Origin of the sequence: Oscillatoria sp. CS-180 (assembly GCF_028330965.1) — a bacterium.
Lineage (GTDB): Bacteria > Cyanobacteriota > Cyanobacteriia > Phormidesmidales > Phormidesmidaceae > Halomicronema.
The window spans coordinates 21,503-39,912 of the sequence record NZ_JAQMUB010000070.1 but is presented as its reverse complement, the minus strand read 5'-3'; the positions used below and the strand labels follow the sequence as shown (position 1 = coordinate 39,912).

Annotated in this window: 16 protein-coding genes and 1 pseudogene; 8 read left to right on the top strand and 9 right to left on the bottom strand. The window is 51.5% G+C overall.

Going from position 1 to position 18,410, the window contains the following annotated elements; translation table 11 throughout:
• Positions 1 to 51 precede the first annotated feature (51 nt).
• Entirely contained in the window at positions 52 to 891 is an 840-nt protein-coding gene (locus tag PN498_RS16995; RefSeq protein ID WP_272064170.1) for a TerC family protein, read from the bottom strand.
• A gap of 237 nt (positions 892 to 1,128) precedes the next feature.
• Here PN498_RS16995 and PN498_RS16990 point away from each other — a divergent pair, with 237 nt between their 5' ends.
• The 3 genes from PN498_RS16990 (at position 1,129) to PN498_RS16980 (ending at position 4,491) form a co-directional block, all read left to right on the top strand.
• A complete protein-coding gene (locus tag PN498_RS16990) occupies positions 1,129 to 3,306 on the top strand; it encodes a CHASE2 domain-containing protein (RefSeq protein ID WP_272064169.1) in 2,178 nt (725 codons plus the stop codon).
• A 95-nt stretch (positions 3,307 to 3,401) separates the two neighbouring features.
• Complete coding sequence (locus tag PN498_RS16985) at positions 3,402 to 3,674, top strand: hypothetical protein (RefSeq protein WP_272064168.1); 273 nt, start codon at positions 3,402 to 3,404, stop codon at positions 3,672 to 3,674.
• Between the two features lie 22 nt (positions 3,675 to 3,696).
• Positions 3,697 to 4,491, top strand: coding sequence for a YdcF family protein (locus tag PN498_RS16980; RefSeq protein ID WP_272064167.1), 795 nt, complete (start codon positions 3,697 to 3,699; stop codon positions 4,489 to 4,491).
• A gap of 8 nt (positions 4,492 to 4,499) precedes the next feature.
• On the opposite strand, the gene mfd is transcribed toward PN498_RS16980, so the two are convergent.
• The 6 genes and pseudogenes from mfd to trxA all read right to left on the bottom strand — a co-directional run bounded on the left by mfd (position 4,500) and on the right by trxA (position 10,956).
• Positions 4,500 to 8,048, bottom strand: a complete 3,549-nt coding sequence (mfd, locus tag PN498_RS16975; protein ID WP_272064165.1) for a transcription-repair coupling factor — start codon at positions 8,046 to 8,048, stop codon at positions 4,500 to 4,502.
• 237 nt (positions 8,049 to 8,285) lie between these two features.
• Positions 8,286 to 8,525, bottom strand: a pseudogene (locus PN498_RS16970) (RHS repeat-associated core domain-containing protein); the annotation flags it as partial.
• Positions 8,526 to 8,676: 151 nt separating this feature from the next.
• Complete coding sequence (locus tag PN498_RS16965) at positions 8,677 to 8,820, bottom strand: hypothetical protein (protein WP_272064164.1); 144 nt, start codon at positions 8,818 to 8,820, stop codon at positions 8,677 to 8,679.
• Between the two features lie 142 nt (positions 8,821 to 8,962).
• Positions 8,963 to 9,418 (bottom strand): CBS domain-containing protein, encoded by a 456-nt coding sequence (locus PN498_RS16960; protein ID WP_272064163.1) that lies wholly within the window; start codon positions 9,416 to 9,418, stop codon positions 8,963 to 8,965.
• Between the two features lie 130 nt (positions 9,419 to 9,548).
• A complete protein-coding gene (locus PN498_RS16955; RefSeq protein WP_272064161.1) occupies positions 9,549 to 10,157 on the bottom strand; it encodes a CBS domain-containing protein in 609 nt (202 codons plus the stop codon).
• 475 nt (positions 10,158 to 10,632) lie between these two features.
• Positions 10,633 to 10,956: a thioredoxin gene (gene trxA, locus PN498_RS16950; protein ID WP_272064160.1), complete on the bottom strand. Its 324-nt coding sequence runs from the start codon at positions 10,954 to 10,956 to the stop codon at positions 10,633 to 10,635.
• A gap of 227 nt (positions 10,957 to 11,183) precedes the next feature.
• Here trxA and PN498_RS16945 point away from each other — a divergent pair, with 227 nt between their 5' ends.
• The 3 genes from PN498_RS16945 to PN498_RS16935 all read left to right on the top strand — a co-directional run bounded on the left by PN498_RS16945 (position 11,184) and on the right by PN498_RS16935 (position 14,825).
• Positions 11,184 to 11,561: a recombinase family protein gene (locus PN498_RS16945; protein ID WP_272064158.1), complete on the top strand. Its 378-nt coding sequence runs from the start codon at positions 11,184 to 11,186 to the stop codon at positions 11,559 to 11,561.
• A gap of 292 nt (positions 11,562 to 11,853) precedes the next feature.
• Complete coding sequence (locus tag PN498_RS16940; protein WP_272064155.1) at positions 11,854 to 13,092, top strand: CBS domain-containing protein; 1,239 nt, start codon at positions 11,854 to 11,856, stop codon at positions 13,090 to 13,092.
• Positions 13,093 to 13,223: 131 nt separating this feature from the next.
• Positions 13,224 to 14,825, top strand: a complete 1,602-nt coding sequence (locus PN498_RS16935) for an ArnT family glycosyltransferase (protein WP_272064153.1) — start codon at positions 13,224 to 13,226, stop codon at positions 14,823 to 14,825.
• Positions 14,826 to 15,003: 178 nt separating this feature from the next.
• Here the strand turns inward: PN498_RS16935 and codB are convergent, their stop codons facing one another.
• On the bottom strand, positions 15,004 to 16,368 hold the full coding sequence (gene codB / locus PN498_RS16930) for a cytosine permease (protein WP_272064152.1): 1,365 nt from the start codon (positions 16,366 to 16,368) through the stop codon (positions 15,004 to 15,006).
• A gap of 189 nt (positions 16,369 to 16,557) precedes the next feature.
• On the opposite strand from codB, the gene PN498_RS16925 reads away from it, so the two are divergent.
• A complete protein-coding gene (locus tag PN498_RS16925) occupies positions 16,558 to 16,686 on the top strand; it encodes a hypothetical protein (protein WP_272064151.1) in 129 nt (42 codons plus the stop codon).
• A gap of 57 nt (positions 16,687 to 16,743) precedes the next feature.
• Complete coding sequence (locus PN498_RS16920) at positions 16,744 to 17,562, top strand: 3'-5' exonuclease (RefSeq protein ID WP_272064149.1); 819 nt, start codon at positions 16,744 to 16,746, stop codon at positions 17,560 to 17,562.
• 58 nt (positions 17,563 to 17,620) lie between these two features.
• On the opposite strand, the gene PN498_RS16915 is transcribed toward PN498_RS16920, so the two are convergent.
• Positions 17,621 to 18,409: a PP2C family protein-serine/threonine phosphatase gene (locus PN498_RS16915; protein ID WP_272064148.1), complete on the bottom strand. Its 789-nt coding sequence runs from the start codon at positions 18,407 to 18,409 to the stop codon at positions 17,621 to 17,623.
• Position 18,410 lies beyond the last annotated feature (1 nt).

Sequence of the window (18,410 nt, the reverse complement as noted above, 5' to 3'; positions counted from 1 at the left end):
AAACGAGAGCTATCGCCCGTTGAGATATCCACTCGTTCCCCTTTAGTCCGGTTAATCCTCGTTTCCCTCTGGCTCTGACTTTAAGCCAGACACGCCGGCTGGTTGACGAGATTCTTCTGAGGTTTCAACGCTGGTACCTTCGGTATGAGTATTCTCGACGCCTAGAGGAGAGGTGTCAGACTGCTGCAAATGGGCTACATCGCCATCGGCGTCGGCATGGGCCGTCTTCTTTGAGAAGCCCCAGGCGAAGATAGCTGCAATGAGTCCCACCATGAGCCATTGGGGTGGAACCCACTCCTCGTTGGCAACTCGAATTAACAAGCGAATGCCGACTAGAGCCACTGTGATGAACCCCGCATCCTCTAGATATTCGTATTCTTCCAGCCAGCGGATAAAGAGTTGAGCCATGAACCGCAGCGTGATGACGCCGATGGTGCCGCCCAGTAAGACGACCCAAATGTCGCGGGAGAGGGCGATCGCCGTGGTAACACTGTCGAGAGAAAACGCCAAATCAGTCAGCGCAATTGTGGGAATCGCTTGCCAAAGCGAGGCAAAGCGGGGTCCGTGATGATGCTCGTCCTCGTCAACGTTGGAGGTGAAGTGTTGGTAAACCAACCACAGCAGATAAACGGCCCCAGCGACTTCGAATTGCCAAAATCGCAAGACCCACGATGCGGTTAGAATCAGCAACACGCGGAGGCCAAACGCAGCGACAAGTCCCACGTTGAGAGCATCCTGCTGCTGTTTTTCAGATTGCAGACCCTGGGCGATCGCGGCCAAAGCGATCGCGTTGTCTGCCGATAAAACAGCTTCCAAAGCAATCAGTACAGGCAGCAACAAAAGGGTATCGACCCCGAGGTTGGTGGAAATGTCGAGTAAGCGATCCAGCATTCGATTGATATCAGTTTCAGTAGAAACGAGACTAGATTTTCTACTAGGGCAAATTGTAAGTTGAAGGTAGCCATCGTCTTGTAGTTACTAGACGTGGATAACTTCGTCAGTCTTTCATAGGATAAATCATCTACTGATCCCCCGTAGGAACCTTGAGATGGAATTTGATGAGAAAGGGTTGCGCAAGGGGCGAAGTCAGGGAGTTTATAATATGGCATCCTGATCGTTGCTCGTGCCATGACAGAGAATTTGCTATTTGAGCGCTATCAGCTGGTTCGGCCTCTGGGCGAAGGCGGTTTTGCAAAAACGTATTTGGCACAAGATGGTCAGGAAAAAGATGTCCTGTGTGTGATCAAGCATCTAACGTTGCCAGGCTCCTCTACACCACTGACACTCGCCAATTCATCGCCGCCTTTTTTGGAAACGGCTCGCCGCCTCTTCAAAGCTGAGGCGGCTGCACTTCGCCAGTTGGGAACCCACGATCGCATTCCAAAATTGCTGGATGCCTTTGAGAGCCAAGGTGAGTTTTATCTGGTGCAGGAATATATTGATGGGGAGTCCCTTAGTGAGGTCTTTCAGCGACAGCCCCTTTGGCAAGAATCACAAGTCGTGGAGTTGCTGCAAGAGGTTCTGCCCATCTTGGCATTCATCCATGTGCAACATGTTATTCACCGCGACGTCAAACCCAGCAATTTGATGCGCCGTCGTACGGATGGCAAGCTGATGCTGATTGACTTTGGAGCTGTTAAAGAAATCACCACCCAGGTCAATCCAGATGGCAGCGATCGCTTCACGGTCAGCGTAGGAACTCAGGGCTATTCTGCACCAGAGCAGCTTGCGGGTCGTCCCCGCTATAGCAGTGATCTCTATTCGCTGGGAATGACGGTAGTGCGGGGCCTAACGGGGCGATCGCCGACGGAACTTGCTGAAAACCCGCAGACGGGAGAACTGCTTTGGGAAACAGAAGTGCCCGATGTCAGTCCAGGGTTAAAACTCTTCTTGCGACGATTAACCCACGCTTCGATCTACCAGCGCTATGCATCGGCAACAGCGGCGCTTGAGGATCTGAACAATTTGGAGACATTATCAGCGGCTCACAAAGCTGATTTTCCTCAAACGACGTTGCACTTGCCTACTCCAGTGCCTGAGAGCAAAGGCGCAACGAAGTCACCCTGGCGATGGCTGAGGGGTGCGATCGCGCCGTCGCTAGTGACGCTTATCGTCTTGTCCATTCGGCAGGTCGGCGGATGGATGCCGTTTGAACTGCTGGTCTATGACGAGTGGATACAGCGGCAGGCCGATTTGGGACCTGATGAGCGCCTGCTGCTGGTCGAAATCACTGAAGCTGACTTGCGAGCACTCCAGCGATCGACTCCCAGCGATGCTGTCCTGAGCCAGGCGATTCAAACGTTGCAGGCTCATGACCCCAGAGTCATTGGTCTGGATTTGTATCGCGACATTCCTCAAGGTGAGGGTCACGCAGAGCTTTTGGAAACGCTCAAGGCTGACAATGTCGTCACCATTCGCAAGTTGGGAATGCGCCCTTCGGAAGCAATTCCGGCTCCTAAAGTGATGCCGCCAGATCAAGTGGGATTCAACGATTTTCCCATTGATTCTGATGGCGTAGTGCGACGCAATCTCCTATTTGCTTCGACCGACGATCGGCCCGATGGGGAGGTTTTTTACTCCTTCGGCCTGCGGTTGGCGCTGGCCTATCTGGAACCGCAGGATATCCTGCCGCTTCAAAGTGATCTCAATCCAGATTACCTGGCGTTGAACGATACCACCCTTGTTCCCCTCAACGCGAATTTTGGTGGCTATCACAGGGCGGATGATGCGGGGTATCAACTCATGCTGCAATATCGCTCACCTCAAAATGCGTTGCCGCGTTTAAGCCTGAGTGAATTGCTGGCTGGGCAATTTACTGAAGATATGATTCGCGATCGCCTCGTCATCATTGGGACAACGGCCCCCTCGGCTAAGGATCTCTTCTATACGCCTTACAGTGAAGCGGCTCAAGAGGATTTTTTAATGCCAGGGGTTATCCTCCATGCTCATGCGGTCAGCCAGATTTTGAGAGTAGCTTTCGAGGAGGAAACGTTGCCTTGGGCCTTGCCTGAAGCGGCTGAGCTGGCTTGGATTGTGCTAGCGGCAGGTAGCGGCAGCCTAATCGGTTGGAGAGTCAGACAGTCCTGGGTACTGTTTTTAGGTCTCGTTGGCGGTAGCCTCGTGATGATTGGTATTCCTGCTGTTGCCTTTGTCGCCAATGGCTGGTTGCCGTTGCTGCCTGCTGCGGTGGCCTTCGTGGGCTGCGCGATCGCCAATGCCTTGGTTCGCAGCTCTATGCAACCGTCTTCCAACGATGGTGTCATTCCTTCCATAGGAGGGCTGTGGTCCCCTCCAATGCAAAAATAGCACTGGGTGCAAATTAAGCTGTAATCTCTTAAAGGGTGGCGATATTGACCGTTTTGAGGCACGCTTGGGGACAACGTGAGGGATAAATCGGGGTTATGGCCTCTGGAATTTACGCGATCGCGAATTTCGGCAGCGTCCAACTGTATGTTGGTGAAGTCAGTCATCTCAAGTCTCGCTGGCCCAAGATGATGGCGCAGCTCGATGAAGGAACCTTTCCAGACGAAATCATTCAGCAGGAATGGCAGCAGCATAAAGGCGATCGACGATTTAACTTTTATACAGCTGAACAGGTCAATGCGGACCGTCAAATCAGAGGCCGCAAGTTATTCAAAAAGGATTATCAAAAATCACAAACGGTAGAGCCGTGAAAGGATTCTATCTTTCTTCAATATGTTTCTATTTCTCTCTAAGCTATTGCCGCTGCTGATCTATCCTTTGGGGCTGGCTTCTTTGTTGATGCTGCTGACGCTCTGGTGGATTTGGCGACGACGGCGGCGATTGGCGTTGTGGAGTACGACGATCGCCCTGCTTGTTCTTTTAGTCAGCAGTAACACTTGGGTGGCGACGCGCCTGGTGCAGTCTTTGGAGTGGCGCAATTTGCCTCCCGAAACGCTTCCCAATGCGGCGGCTATTGTGGTGTTGGGGGGCAGCACCCGACCTGCGGATTATCCCCGTCCTTGGGTGGACATGATGGAGTCGGGCGATCGTGTTCTGCATGGTGCTCAGTTGTATAAAGCGGGTAAGGCCCCCAAGCTCATCCTCAGCGGTGGACGGATCGCTTGGAAGGGCAGCGGTCCTCCGGAATCCGATGATATGGCTCAAATTGCCGTAGCGATGGGTGTGCCTGAGGCCGATATTTTGGAAGACCCAACGTCGCTGAATACGTACCAAAATGCAGTCAACGTTAAGGCGATTTTGCAGCAGGAAAACATTGACACGATTTTGCTGGTCACGTCAGCCATGCACATGCCGCGATCGCTGGCGATTTTCAAGAAGCAGGGCATGAACGCGATCGCGGCACCCACCGATTTTCTGGTGTCTGAGCGATCAGTCGCGGAAATTGGCGGTACTCGTCAGGCCGTTTTGCTGAGCCTGCTGCCCAATGCCAGCAACCTGGACAACGTTAGCCGAGCTATGAAGGAATATATCGGCCTTGTGGTTTATCGTTTGCGGGGCTGGTTGTGATTTGGACATTACACCAAGGCTTCTGTGCGATCGCTCAGTCCCGCTCTCATCAGCTGGAACCATTCCACTAAGTTCTCGACCTGCTTCTCTGGCTTCAATACGCCTAACCCCCGCACCATCACTTTGCCACCCGCGTAGACGAAGCGGGATTTGAGGTGGCCGGGAATCTTGTCAAACAGCAATTTCCAAGCGGGTTCTTCCATTGGGGTTTCCAAAATGATGTGCTGCTTGCTCTCCGGCTTGATGCGGGAGAAGCCGAGCTGTTTTGCCAACTGCTTGAGTTCGAGGACGCGAATGAGCTGTTCGGTGGCAAACGGAATGCTGCCGTAGCGATCGTTCAGGTCAGCCGCAATTTGAGCCAGTTCTCGTTTGCTGTCGGCGGCTGCCAGCGCCCGATAAACACTCATCTTTTGCTCCACATCGTCTATGTAGTCATTGGGAATAAAGGCGGTGACTTTGAGATCCACCTGAGTGTCGTCCACCTTAGGAATCTCTTGACCGCGAATTTCGGCAATCTCTTCTTCCAGCATGTCCATATACAGGTCAAAACCAACGGCATCCATTTGTCCTGACTGCTGCACGCCGAGCAGATTACCCACGCCGCGAATTTCCATGTCGCGCATGGCAAGTTGATAGCCCGATCCCAACTGAGCAAATTCTTGAATGGCCCGGAGACGCTGACGGGCTTTGGGGGTAAGGCTTTGCTGTCGCGGATAGAATAGCCAGGCATGGGCCTGAATCCCGGATCGCCCCACTCGGCCTCTGAGCTGATAGAGCTGGGACAGTCCGAACTTCTGGGCGTCCTCAATCAGGATGGTGTTCACGCGGGGAATATCGAGTCCCGACTCAATGATGGTGGTGCAGACCAAAATATCGGCTTCACCGCTACTGAAGGCCAGCATCGTCGATTCCAATTCACCCTCCTGCATCTGACCGTGAGCGATCATGATGCGGGCACCGGGAATCCATTCCCTCAGCCGGGCAGAGACTTCCTCAATGCCCTCTACCCGGGGAACCACGTAAAAGATCTGGCCGCCGCGATCGAGTTCCTGACGGGCAGCACTGCGAATTGCCTCTGGATCGTAGGGAGACAAGTGAGTCTTGATGGGACGACGAGAGGGCGGTGGAGTCGTAATCAGGCTCATCTCCCGCACGCCAGACAAAGCCATGTAGAGCGTTCGCGGAATCGGCGTGGCGCTGAGCGTCAGGACATCTACTTCCGTTTTCAGCGCTTTGATTTTCTCCTTTTGGTTCACCCCGAAGCGCTGTTCCTCATCCACTACGAGCAACCCCAGGTCCTTGAACTTGACTGACTTGCCCAAAAGCTGATGGGTGCCAACCACCACATCTAGCTCCCCTGTTTTAAGCCGTTGGAGAATGTCTTTCTTCTCTTGGGCCGTTCGGAAACGGTTCAGCAGCCCCACTTGAATCGGGTAAGGTGCAAAGCGCTCTTTCAGCGTATGGTAGTGCTGCTGCGTGAGAATGGTCGTGGGGGCCAGGAGGGCTACTTGCTTGTGAGCGTTGATGGCCTTGAAGATGGCCCGGACGGCAACCTCTGTTTTGCCAAAGCCGACGTCGCCACAAACCAGGCGATCCATCGGGCGATCGCTCTCCATATCCAGCTTCACATCCTGCACGGCCTTGAGCTGATCGGGGGTGGGCTGATAGGGAAATGAATCCTCTAACTCTTGCTGCCAGGGCGTATCAATGGGGAACGTAAAGCCTTCCAGCTTGGCCCGTTGAGCATAGAGCTTCAGCAAGTCTACCGCCACCTTTTGAACGGCTTTACGGGCGCGGCCTTTGGTTTTCTCCCAAGCCTTGCCGGTCATTTTATTCAGCGTGGGCGGACGATCCGTCGTGGCGCGATAGCGGGAGAGGGAACCTACCTGATCCGCCGCAACCCGCAGCAGTCCATCTTCATACTGAATAACCAGGTATTCTCGCGTCTCGCGATCGACCGTTAAGCTCTCCAGTTTCAAAAAGCGTCCAATGCCGTGATTGCGGTGAACGACGAAGTCCCCTGGCTTCATCTTGTTCGGATCAACCTGTTTGGAGGTCGCCCGTCGCCGCTTCCGCACATAGCCTGGCGTCGCCAAACTCTGCTGCCCAAAGAATTCGCGGTCCGTAACGATGGCAAGGCGAAAGGTTGGTAGCACAAAGCCTTCCAACTCCGCCAGACCCGAATACTTCAGGGCAACTGGCGTATGTTGGGTTTGCAATTTCTCGATCGCCGGATAATCCCTGGGGTTGGGAATAAATTGAGCTGGACAGTCGTGTTCTTGCAGCAGCGCCACGGAGCGGGAGGGCTGGGCTGAAATCAGCCAAATGGCAAACTTGCGATCGCGCTCTCCGCGAATGGTTTCCGCCAACTTACCAAACTGATGGGGAATGGCTGGAACCGGGCGACTTGATAGATTCAATCCGCCGTTTTCTTCGGCCAATTCGGTGAGGTGAACGGTGGGGAAGAGAGACAGTTCTTCGAGGGCATCGGTGAACGGGCGGTGAATTTTGGGCAGGGGAGGGGGTTCTGAGTTTTGAACTTTAGGTTTTGAATTTTGAGTTTCGGAGTCGTCTGGTTTGTGGTCTGACGCTTCGACGTCTGAGGCTTGTACGTCTTGCCAGTGGTCTTCGATATGCTCGACCCAGCGATCGCTGTGGGCATGGCACTGGTCTGGCTCGTCTAGCGCGATGACGGTGTTTTCGGGCAGATAGTCGAGCAGGGAGGCGGGGGCGTCAAAGGCGAGACCGAGCCAGCGACGAATGCCTTCGGGGAAGATGCCATCATCAAGGGCTTCCAAGGCTTCGTCAGGAAAAATTGGGTCGAGTTGTCCCTGATCTCTCAGAGCATCCAGGATGAGGGGACTGTAGTCGGTGGGGGTCAGGACGAGTCGCTCCAGGGTGTCGAGCGATCGCTGAGAAGCGGGATCAAATTCTCGAATCCGCTCTAGCTCGTCACCAAATAGCTCTAGACGAATGGGTAGCTCGGAGGAGACCGGAAAAACATCGATGATGTCTCCCCGCTGTGCCCATTGCCCTTCTGTTTCGACTAGGGGCACTTTCTCGTAGCCCAGCTTGGCAAGACGCAGCGCTAGCTCCTTGAGGTTAATTTCGAGTCCTTTGCTGACGGCCAAACAGTAGTCTTTGAGGACCGTAACGGGTGGCAGGTGGGGCTGGAGGGCGCGTTCGGTGGCGATAATTGCCGTCCTTTCAAGGTCCTGCCCGTTGGTCAAATCTGCTAAGGCTTGAAGCTGTCCCCAGGTCATTTCAGATTCTTGGTCGAAGGGGTCATAGGGAGAAGCTTCAGAGGTGGGGTAGAAGTGAATCGTACTCCAGCCCATCGCTTCCAGCTGAATCGCCCAGCGACTAGCTTCTTCCAGGGTGGCGGTGATGACCAGCAGGGGGGCGTCCGATTCCTGAGCCAAAGTCGAGGCAATTAAGCCTTTGGGCAGACGAGGCGCACCGCTGAGCTTCACCTTGCCTTGCTGCTTCAATTTGGTTAACAGCTCTGACGTGAGCGGCGATCGCCCCAATGCCCGTATTACAGAAGAAAATGTCATCCTAAGCCTCTAGCAATGCCAAAACTACCCCTATTGCCAAAAACATAGGGGGAACGACCACTTGATCCACTCCAATAGCACTCCTTTCCAGAAGAAACGAGTGCTACACCACAACGATGAAAATACATTGTAAAGGGGAAGATTGGGGAATTGCTAGACGAATATTTCCAGGAGGTGAGGTCGGGATTGTAGCCCCCAGTGACAGTTTCCCAACACCACTGGGCAATACCTTCAAGATCATCGTAAGCGGTCCTCCTCGGGTTGCAATTGGTTGTTCAGGAGGATAAGCCCTGCCCCGATCAGAACAACAGGCAATGCGGCGATCCCGGCAGCAGCACCTAACGCAACGGCTTCACCCGTCGGATCGGTATAGTTCGTTGGACTATTGAAGACGTAACGATAGAGGTTGGCATCGCCCGCATCGAAGCCGATGGGGTCTTCTGAGAGGAAGCGCCCCACCGCCGGGTCGTAGTAGCGCCTCGTTAAATATCAGGGCAATGTGGTCGCCGTCATAAACAAAATGCTCTGTGGTGGCCACGGCGGGGCCATCGCCATCGGCGTCTACCGACTGGCTGAGGCGACGGTCAGTAGACAACGCGCTGAGTGGCCGTGGTGCCATTGCCTTCAGTCACCGCGACGAGTCGCTGGCGATGACCCCTTCATAAGTCGTGACTGCGCCACCGCTGATGCGCGTGCGCCGAATACGGTTACCCTCGTTGTCATATTCGTAAGTGAATACCCCATCGCTGGCGAGCTGGTTGTTGGGGGGCATTTGATAACCTGCATTGGTGCGGTTGCCTTTGGCGTCATAGGTGTAGGTGGCGGTGCCGTCGGGCGCGACGAAGGTGGTGAGCCGATTCGCCGCGTCATAGCTGAACTGATAGTCCGCGATCGGCTACCTATACTGACTCGAATTAATCGTCATAAATTCGAGCTTCTAGTGCACTGGGATTTTCTTCGCAATACAGTTCAAAGCTACTTTTAGGCTTCTCAACGAAATCACTCTTCTTGAGAATATCGCTAATAGAAATAATGCCTAGAAGTCCACCTTTGATAACTGGAGCACGACGAATGCGGGTTTGGGCAAAAAGCCTGGCCACATATTCAACGCCTAATTCTGGATTTACCACAATGCAGGGCTTTGTCATAATTTCGTAGACCCGCATTTGTTTCGGGTCATGTCCAAAGGCAGCAACTTTGTAGATGATATCGGTCTCAGTTACCATCCCATAAGGATCCAATTCATGTCGAGGTTCGACAATGAGTGCTCGCAAGCCCTTTTCTTTCATTAGCTTCACAGCATCCGCAACGGTCGCAGATCCTTTAATAGTGACCACGTCTCGGGTCATAATTTGCTCAGCTTTCATCATGGGAGTAGCTCCTTCCTTTTTCTCGCAAGTTCACATAGATTGAACGCTTCCTGTACCTTTCAAGGTTGGTTTAAAGACCAATTTGTAGCTCAACAGATTCATCGGTAAAGGCGTCCTGAAAGAGCTGCAATCAGTCTTCGTAAATCCGATATTCCTCCTCATCGGGGTGGTCCTCATAGGAATCTTCGGAAGCAGTTTGCTCTTTCCTGCGCTGATCCGCTGCCGCCATTTGCAACTCTTCAACAACATCCCAAGCAGCCGCACAAGCTGGTGACGTATCACCTTGCTCCTTGCAAATCGCTCTAGCCTCCTCGCGGGCAACCTCAATTCGGTCTTCGATAAAGAGAGGCTTGGGTCTCTCCACAAAGTCGCTCTTGTTTAGGATGTCGCTGATGGAGACAACACCTAACAGCCCGCCCTGAATGACCGGAGCACGACGAATACGGGTTTGAGCAAAAAGACGCGCAACATACTCAACTCCGAGGTCTGGATTCACCACAACACACGGCTTGGTCATGATTTCATACACCCGCATTTGCTTGGGGTCATGACCAAAAGCAGCGACTTTGTAGATGATGTCTGTCTCAGTCACCATGCCATAAGGGTCGTTTTCATAGCGTGGCTCCACAATCAAAGCTCGCAAGCTTTTATCCTTCATGAGCTGCACAGCCGCCGCGACCGTATCAGAACCACGAACCGTGATGACTTCTTTAGTCATGATGTCGGATGCTTTTAGCATGGAGATACCTATGTAAGAAAAACGAGTCAGTTAGGATGAAAAGGCTAGTAAAATCGTACCCTCTTCCCCAGAACAAAAGCAGGTAAATCAGCTAATACACACGGTCAAATAGCCCTACTAAAAAATGAATCTTTTTTATGAGTAGAGGCTGAGCTTTGAAAGTTCGTCTGAACCTGTTTTACCGATCTAGTGTGGTCATTGACACAAGTCAATAACCTCTTTTCTCCTAAGGAAATATAGGTCTCTATTACTCTACCAGTTGGTAAAGTCATCACCATTACGTAATCACAAATTGGGCAGGCTGTTCGAAGAATTGTCTCGCTTTCTAAATCGCCTTGTCCGCTTAACAGTTGGCGTTCTGCAAAGCTCCCACAGTTTGGGCAGCGTACCATCTGAATAGTTGTCATTCCAGACCTCCCAATCATTAAGAATAAGATTTGAAGCCAACTGCTTGAAGTACTTAAACAAGGGATGCCTAAAGAAGCTTGCCTAAGGTATCGCTGAAAACCTCATAAGGTTTTACACCTATCAAAGTCTCTACTAATTCACCTTCTTTGAAGAACATAACGGCGGGAATACTTTTAATGCCAAAACGCTTAGCAACAGCGCTATTGGCATCTAAGTCTAGCTTAAAGACTTTGGCGCGATCGCCATATTCATCCGCCAGCTGATCCATCAAAGGAGCAACTAATTTGCACGGACCACACCAGGTTGCAGTACAGTCCACGACGACTAAAGGTTCACTCGCTAGCAGCGCATCAAATGCTGTTTCGTTCTCCACAAAAGTTGCTGTACCCATTACTGCATCTCCAAAATGAGAATGTTCTACAAGCTGTTTCAAATGGCTAATTCGACGAAAAATTAGAGATCTTAGACAAGCTCACTCGCCGATAAGTAGGTTGCCTAAGCACCGCTTAGAAAAGGCTTGGGATGATGCCTAAAAGCGGCATACCTTAATCCCTTACTTTGCCAATCCTATTGACCTGTTTGTGGCAATCCACCTATAAACTAGAAGCAAGGTTACGAATGACAGTCGCTATGAGTGCCGAAAACTTACAGCCTCGTGAGGTTTGGGAAAGACTTGATCGAGGTCGCCAAGTCAAAGCTCAAAATGGAGGCTATGCGGGCTATGGCTCGCCTGCTTTTGGTCAAAAGGTGATAGATGGGCAATTAGTTGACAATCCTGCAGAATGCGAAATTATCGAACTTATTCGTCGTCATCACAAATCTGGCAAGTCTTTGCAAAAGATTGCAGATTGGCTTAACGAGCGAGGCTACACTACTAAGCGAGGTCAGTCATGGCAGCGGATCTCTGTTAAACGTGTATTGGATCGACTCTATGGCAAGTCCCCTAGACGCCGTGGAATGTTTTCACAAACCCATCCAGAAACACATGAACCCTGAAAAGGACATTTTCAAAGTTCTAAACATCAGTCCATCGAATAACCAAAAACACCTGAAAACTTAGCCCTAAATAGATCTCAAGCGTTTATTTGTAACATCTGTCTATAATACACCTAAATAACACTAAAACCAATGTCCGAAAAGTCTTGTGACCCTTCGAGTGTTACATCCCTGGACTAAGCGGTTCGTTATTCTACGGTTTGCTGCGAGGTAGGAGTATTAGGATGGCGAAGGCTACCTGTTAGAAAGTTCTGTGCTGTTCTATTTGCCATGACGTTTGCCAACAACAACTATGCAACTTGAGACCTCGCTGTCCTGGGTTCCAGACCCAAAAGAGGCGATCGCACGTCATCCGTTAGTCGTTTCTCCTGATACTTTGCTAATAGACGCGATAGCTCTTATCAGCAAAGCTCAATATCACACCTGTTCGCTGAATGACGACATAACGCCTTCAGATTTGAGTCCTTTTCATAAAACCGCACGCAATAGCTGTGTCTTGGTTATGAAGGGGAAAACGATCTTAGGCATTTTGACGGAGCGGGATGTTGTGCGGCTGACGGCACAGGCATTAGACCTCAAGTTAGTCAAAGTGGCAGATGTAATGGTGTCACCGGTCATTACACTACCAGAAAGCTCTATCCAAGACGTCTTTGCAGCCCTATTTCTGTTTCGTCGCTATGGCATTCGACATGTTCCCGTTGTGGATGACGAAAACCAGCTAGTTGGCGTCGTTTCCCATGAAAGCATTCGGCGAGTTTTGCGCCCAGCTAACTTGCTTCGGTCTCGCCGTACTGCCGACGTCATGACGCGCACCGTGATCTGTGCTCACCTAAAGACACCTATTATCCAACTCGCGCAGCTGATGGCAATGCATCGAGTGAGTTGTGTTGTGATTACCCATCCCAACCGAGAGGGCATTGAGAATCCAGTGGGAATTGTCACTGAGCGCGATATTGTTCAGTTTCAAGCACTTCAAATTGACCTACATAAAACTCTAGCTCGAACAGTGATGAGTGCTCCGCTTTTCTTGCTGAGTCCTGAAGACTCTCTTTGGGTAGCTCATCAAGAGATGCAAAAGCGCAGAGTTGGACGACTAGTCGTCTCCTGGAATTGGGGACAGGGTTTAGGCCTTGTCACGCAAACAAGCCTACTGAAAGTATTTGACCCCGTTGAGATGTACGGAGTCATTGAGAATTTACAGCAAACTCTTCAACAAATGCAGGGCCAACAGACACCGTCCCCGGTTTCGAGCCAAAAGCCACTGTCTAAGCATTCATTGCATCAACACCAAGGTCATTCCAGTCCATTGCCATTGTCAGCACAGCGCTCAGGCGAGCGGACAGACAGTAGCGATCGCGAACAACTCCTCAGTTCTCTGGATCAAACCTATACCTTTATTCAGCAAATTGTAGACAGCGTTGGATTATCTGTGAGTCAGCAAAAAGAAAAGCTTGAATCCATTTTGCACACGCTGGAACAGCTTCATCCAGGAATTGGCTCAGTCGAAGCCTCTCGTGAACGACTGAGCTAACAGCGCAGTCGTTGAGGAACAAGACAGCGTGAAAGGGCCGTAAAGCAAGGCAATGGGCGTCGAGGTAATGAGAGCAATCGTGTTGGCACAACACTCTGGGCCTATTCTAAGTGTAGGAGTGGACTGAGCGAATGACTTCACAGGAGACAAAACAGCAACCGCGCGATCGCATTTGGTTCCTCCTCCTAGGGTTGGCAGCCCTATTGCTGTTTTGCATTGATTTGGGGGGCGTTCCCCTCAGGGACTGGGATGAAGGAACAGTTGCCCAGGTCGCTCGTGAAATCAGTTTGGGAGAGACGTGGACTGCTTGGCTACATCCTCAGCTGTGGGGACAGCCTTATCTCAACAAACCTCCACTGCTACACGGTCTCGTTGCAGTCGCCTTTGACCTGTTTGGGGTTCATACTTGGGCTGCTCGCTTGCCAGGGGCCGTCCTTACCGCAACCTCAGTTCCCTTGCTATTGGGATTAGGACGTGAGCTTCTACCGACTCGGCTTTGTGCCCTGATGGGGACAGGCGTTTATCTAACCTTTTTGCCTGTGGTGCGCCATGGTCGTTTAGCAATGCTGGACGGTGCGGTTGTGTGTTTTTTCATCGCGCTGCTGTGGATGCTGATGCGATCGCGCCGTCATCCCCGCTGGTATGTAGGAGTCGGCGTTTGCTTTGCACTTATGTGCCTAACCAAAGGGATGTTAGGGGTGCTGCTGTTGGCAATCGCGCTGCTGTTTTTAGCGTGGGATGCCCCCAAAGAGCTGCGATCGCCCTGGCTATGGGGGAGTCTTTTGATTGGCACCCTGCCTGTCATCGGATGGTATTTGTTGCAGTGGCAGTACTACGGACAGCAGTTCCTGGATGTAACACTGTTCAACCAAAATCTAGAGCGTATCTGGAATTCTGTTGACAACCATCAAGGTCCACCCTGGTACTACTTGCTGGAATTACTGAAATATAGCTGGCCGTGGCTCATCTTTTGGCCTGTTGGTCTACGGCTGACTTGGAAGTCTCGTCATCAATCCTGGGCTAAGCTGCTGCTGGTATGGACGGTGGTCTACCTCACAGCGATTTCCATAATGGGCACAAAGCTGCCATGGTATCTCTTTCCCATCTATCCAGCGATCGCCTTGACCGCCGGCATTGCCCTCAGTGCCGCTTGGAATATGTATAGGCACTGGAATGGTCGCGGTCTTTCACTCAAGCGATTGCCCAGAGTTTGGAGCTTTTTGTTAGCCCTCTTTAGTTTTGCAGGAGTAGCGGGACTGATCTATGCCAGTCCTTGGGGAGGAGAACCCTCCATCGCCCTACAGTTCACATTTTTGACGGTGGCGATTGCAACAGGACTTGCAGCCCTATTTATTCTGCGCCAACAAACTCGATTTGTGCCAACTCTGCTGGTAGGGCTGTATATTGCACTGGTTGGATTAGTGATGTCGGATCACTGGGTTTGGGAGTTGGGAGAATCCTTTCCTGTCTTGCCTGTAGCAGATCTAGTTCACGAACAGATAGCCCCCAAGCAGCCCGTGTATATCGCCTATGGTTACGATCGCCCGTCATTGGATTTTTATAGCGATCGTCGGGTCGTCGCTCAACCGCTTGAAACGTTGCTGGCCGAATGGCAGCAATCTCAGCCCATCTATCTTCTGGTGGAAGATCCTGCCCCTTTTCAAGCCAACTCAGTGCCGCTGACCGAGTTGGGCAAAGCCGAGAATTGGCATCTGATTACCAATCAATCTTGATCGCTGAGCAGAATGTAGGTACAGCCTTGCTCATGTGGACCACCCAGGGCCGACATAAGGACAGAACTATGGCGGCATGCATTGAGTCAAGCACACCCCATTTCCTATTCGCTGTTCCCTTAAGACACTGAGATGGACTTGACCAAGCTGCACAGGGCTATAAGAACGCTGGGTTGAATTATCGGGTTGAGAAGAGTTTGGACAACACAACATAGATGACTAGGGCCGACACAATGCCGTTAATCGGCACAATGCCCCAGCCCGCTTGGCTGGTGAAATAGGCGATCGCAGATGCTGCAACATAGGCAATGACGCCAGCCCAATTGAAAGCAGGCTGGGGGGTATCCAACGCAGGAAACTGACCGCGACGATGAATCCAGTAATCTGCCATGATAATGCCGCCAATGGGTGGAATAAACGTGCCCAGCAGAATTAGGTATTGCACGAGCATTTCGTAGATGCCGCCCCAGGCCAAGATCAGCGCAAAGGTGGCTCCACCCAAAACCAAAAGAGTCCGTTTGCTGGTTCTGAACATATTGGAACCCGCGATCGAAAAGGCGTAAATGGTGTTGTCCTGCGTAGTCCACATATTTAGGAAAAACAGGATCAGCCCCCAAACCACTAGCCCTTGAGTAGCCATGACTTTGACAATGTCGGGTTCGCCATAGACTTTGGCGCAAAATGCACCGCTGAAAATCAGAAAGCCATTGCCCAAGAAGAAAGCAATCAACGTTGCGATAAAGCCCACCTTCCCAGATTGAGCAAATCGGCTCCAATTGGTCGCCTGAGTGCCACCGGAAACAAACGTGCCAACGATAATAGTAATGGCTGCCCCCAGAGGCAACGACTCAGCAACGGATTGTGCCTGGAGCCCTGAGAAACCGCCGACGTCCCCTGCAGCGACAGACAAGCTCAGGCCCATCAGTAGCACCATAGCTGGAACAGCAATCCGACTTAACCAGTCCATTGCTTTGTAGCCAAAGTAAGCGGTGGAGCAAAACGCATAGGTAAAGAACAGAATAATCAGCCAGTTCCAAGACTCTGGAATACCCGCCAAACTATTCAGCAATTGAGCCATGAGGGCAGACCCCCAGGCATACCAGCCGATTTGAGTAAAGCCTAAAATGAAATCAACCCAACGCGATCCCACATCGCCAAAGCTAAACCGCGCCATGAGTACGGTTGTCAATCCCGTTTCGCCCGCAATGAACCCTAGCAGAGCGGCATAAATCCCTAGAATCAGGTTGCCTAGCAAGATGATGCCAATCAGGTCTGGCCAAAACTGGAAGGATGGTCCTACAAGCCCTCCGGCAAATAAGGTCCCGGAATAAAGGGTGAATCCGGCCAGGATGGGCGCGAGGGAAATGATTGATTTGCGGGCCGTGGTCGGCACAGGACTGAGAGGAAAATCTTCTGTTTTGTTGCCAAGACTGGATGGGGAATCTGTTGTGAGTGACATAACGAGAGATAGAGGGTGATGCGTTTGGCAGATGTTGTTGATCTGACGGAACCGTTGAAGCAGCCGAGCAGCGATCGCAGCCATCCGGTCTCCAAAAAGTTCAGTTAGACATCTTGAAACGGCTTGATAGCGTTGACGCCTAGGGCGCATTCTAAGCGAGGGACCAAACCTTGAAAAGTATTCTCTGTGACCACCGTCACACTGTCCAGCTTTTTATCCCTTTTCCATCGTTTATTTGCGTCAGCCGTTTGTCTTAGGCGAGGGTACCAAAGTATGCCGTCAACATACCCTTACAACTTCCTTGACCAGAGCTGGGAGTATACCTGTATTGTGGGTAATACCCCTTCGTGGTTTTGGTTTTTCGTCTTTGGCCTGGAGGCTATCAGCATTCCAGATTTTTAGCCCCAATATCCGTAGCCAAAAAGCGAAACGGTATTCATTAAGCGATCGTAGGCTGACATGGCAAAACTCAAAAAAATGAAGGGGCAATCAGCTCCTCTTTCCCAGGATTTATTAGCCTATTACCGCAAGGTCAGTCAGTCACGCTTAACTGTGGTAGATGTCGAAACAACTGGATCGCTGCCCTATCAAGGCGCTCGCGTCATTGAGGTCTCTGTCCTGCAAGCCAGCTTGTCGGAAGGCGTTTTGCACCAAGAGACTCACCTGATCAATCCAGGAGTGCGCGTGCCAGCCATGATTACCCGCGTCACCGGAATTACTCAGTCGATGGTGTCGCAGGGGGTGTTTCCTGAAGAGGTGTGGCCCGACTGTTTAGAGCTTTTAGAAAAGGGAGTCCTGACGGCTCACAATCTGGAATTTGACTATCGGTTTTTGAAATCAGAGTATCAGCACCTCGATCACACCTTTGTTCGTCCTGTTGAAGAACAGCTCTGTACCGTCTTGCTGTCGCGCTTATTGCTAGCAGACCTGCCCTCTCGCAGCCTGCCTGATCTGGTTAAGCGGTTTAAGTTTGACGTGGGTCCCTCTCATCGCGCTGGGGCAGATACCCGAGCCTGCTGGCTCCTGGCGGAAATGCTACTGAAACAGATTCAGACAGAACCTGAAGCAGAGCTGCTTAAACGATTTGGCCGTCAGTGGATTCGTTTGCAGGATGCCGCTGCTATCTTGAAGTGCCCTGCTAAACTCGCCCAGGAACTGTTGAATGAGGCAGGTATTGACAGCCGCTTCTCTAAGCGCCGAAATCGACCCTTATATCGAAGAGGAGATGTCGAACGGGTCATGCAAGAGCGCGAAGGTGAACAGCTCTCAGTGCTTTAGCGATAATACCTTGACTTCCCACAGCCCAGAATACCCAAAGTAATTGCGCACCAGTCTGCTAAGGCTTGATAAAACCCGTTTCAGACTCACCCTCTTTCTGGGATTCTTCGTCCATGAGCAAAGTCACCAAGACAACCGTAATGTTGTCGCGTCCTCCCTGTTTTTTAGCAGAGTCAACCAGCGCTTGAGCTGCACTCTCGACCGCTCGAATAGATTTCAGATGAGTTGCGATGATGCCATCGGGTAATTCTTCAGTTAAACCGTCCGTGCACAGTAGGAAGCGATCGCCCGGTTTGGCTTCAATAGGCCGAACATCAATCCGACTGAGATCTTCTCGGCCCAGGCATTGAGAAAGGACATGCCGCCAGGGATGACTACGGGACTGCTCAATCGTCAGTTCCCCTTCCCGCACAGCACGGGCAATCCAGGTATGGTCTTCCGTGATTTGTGAAATATCAGATTCCCTTAGCCGATAGAGTCGAGAATCTCCGACGTGAGCACACCAAGGTTCACTATCGTTCTGTTCCCTAAAAACCAGCACAACGACCGTGGTTCCCATGTCACCCCGCTCAGGATGACTCTTTTGGTCGCTCAAAATGGCTTTGTTTGCAAGTCTTAATGCTTGACACAGCAGGTCTGAGGTCTCTAAAGAAGACTCCCAATTTTGCTCAATAAATGAGCGGATAGTGCGAGTAGCAATGCTACTTGCTTCTTGTCCACCTGCATGCCCCCCCATACCATCAGCCACAATGAAGAACCGTCCCTGGGGGTCTATAAAGTAAGCATCTTGATTGCTAGAACGCAAAAGACCCGGATCGGTCATTCCAGAGAAGATTAACTTGAGCATC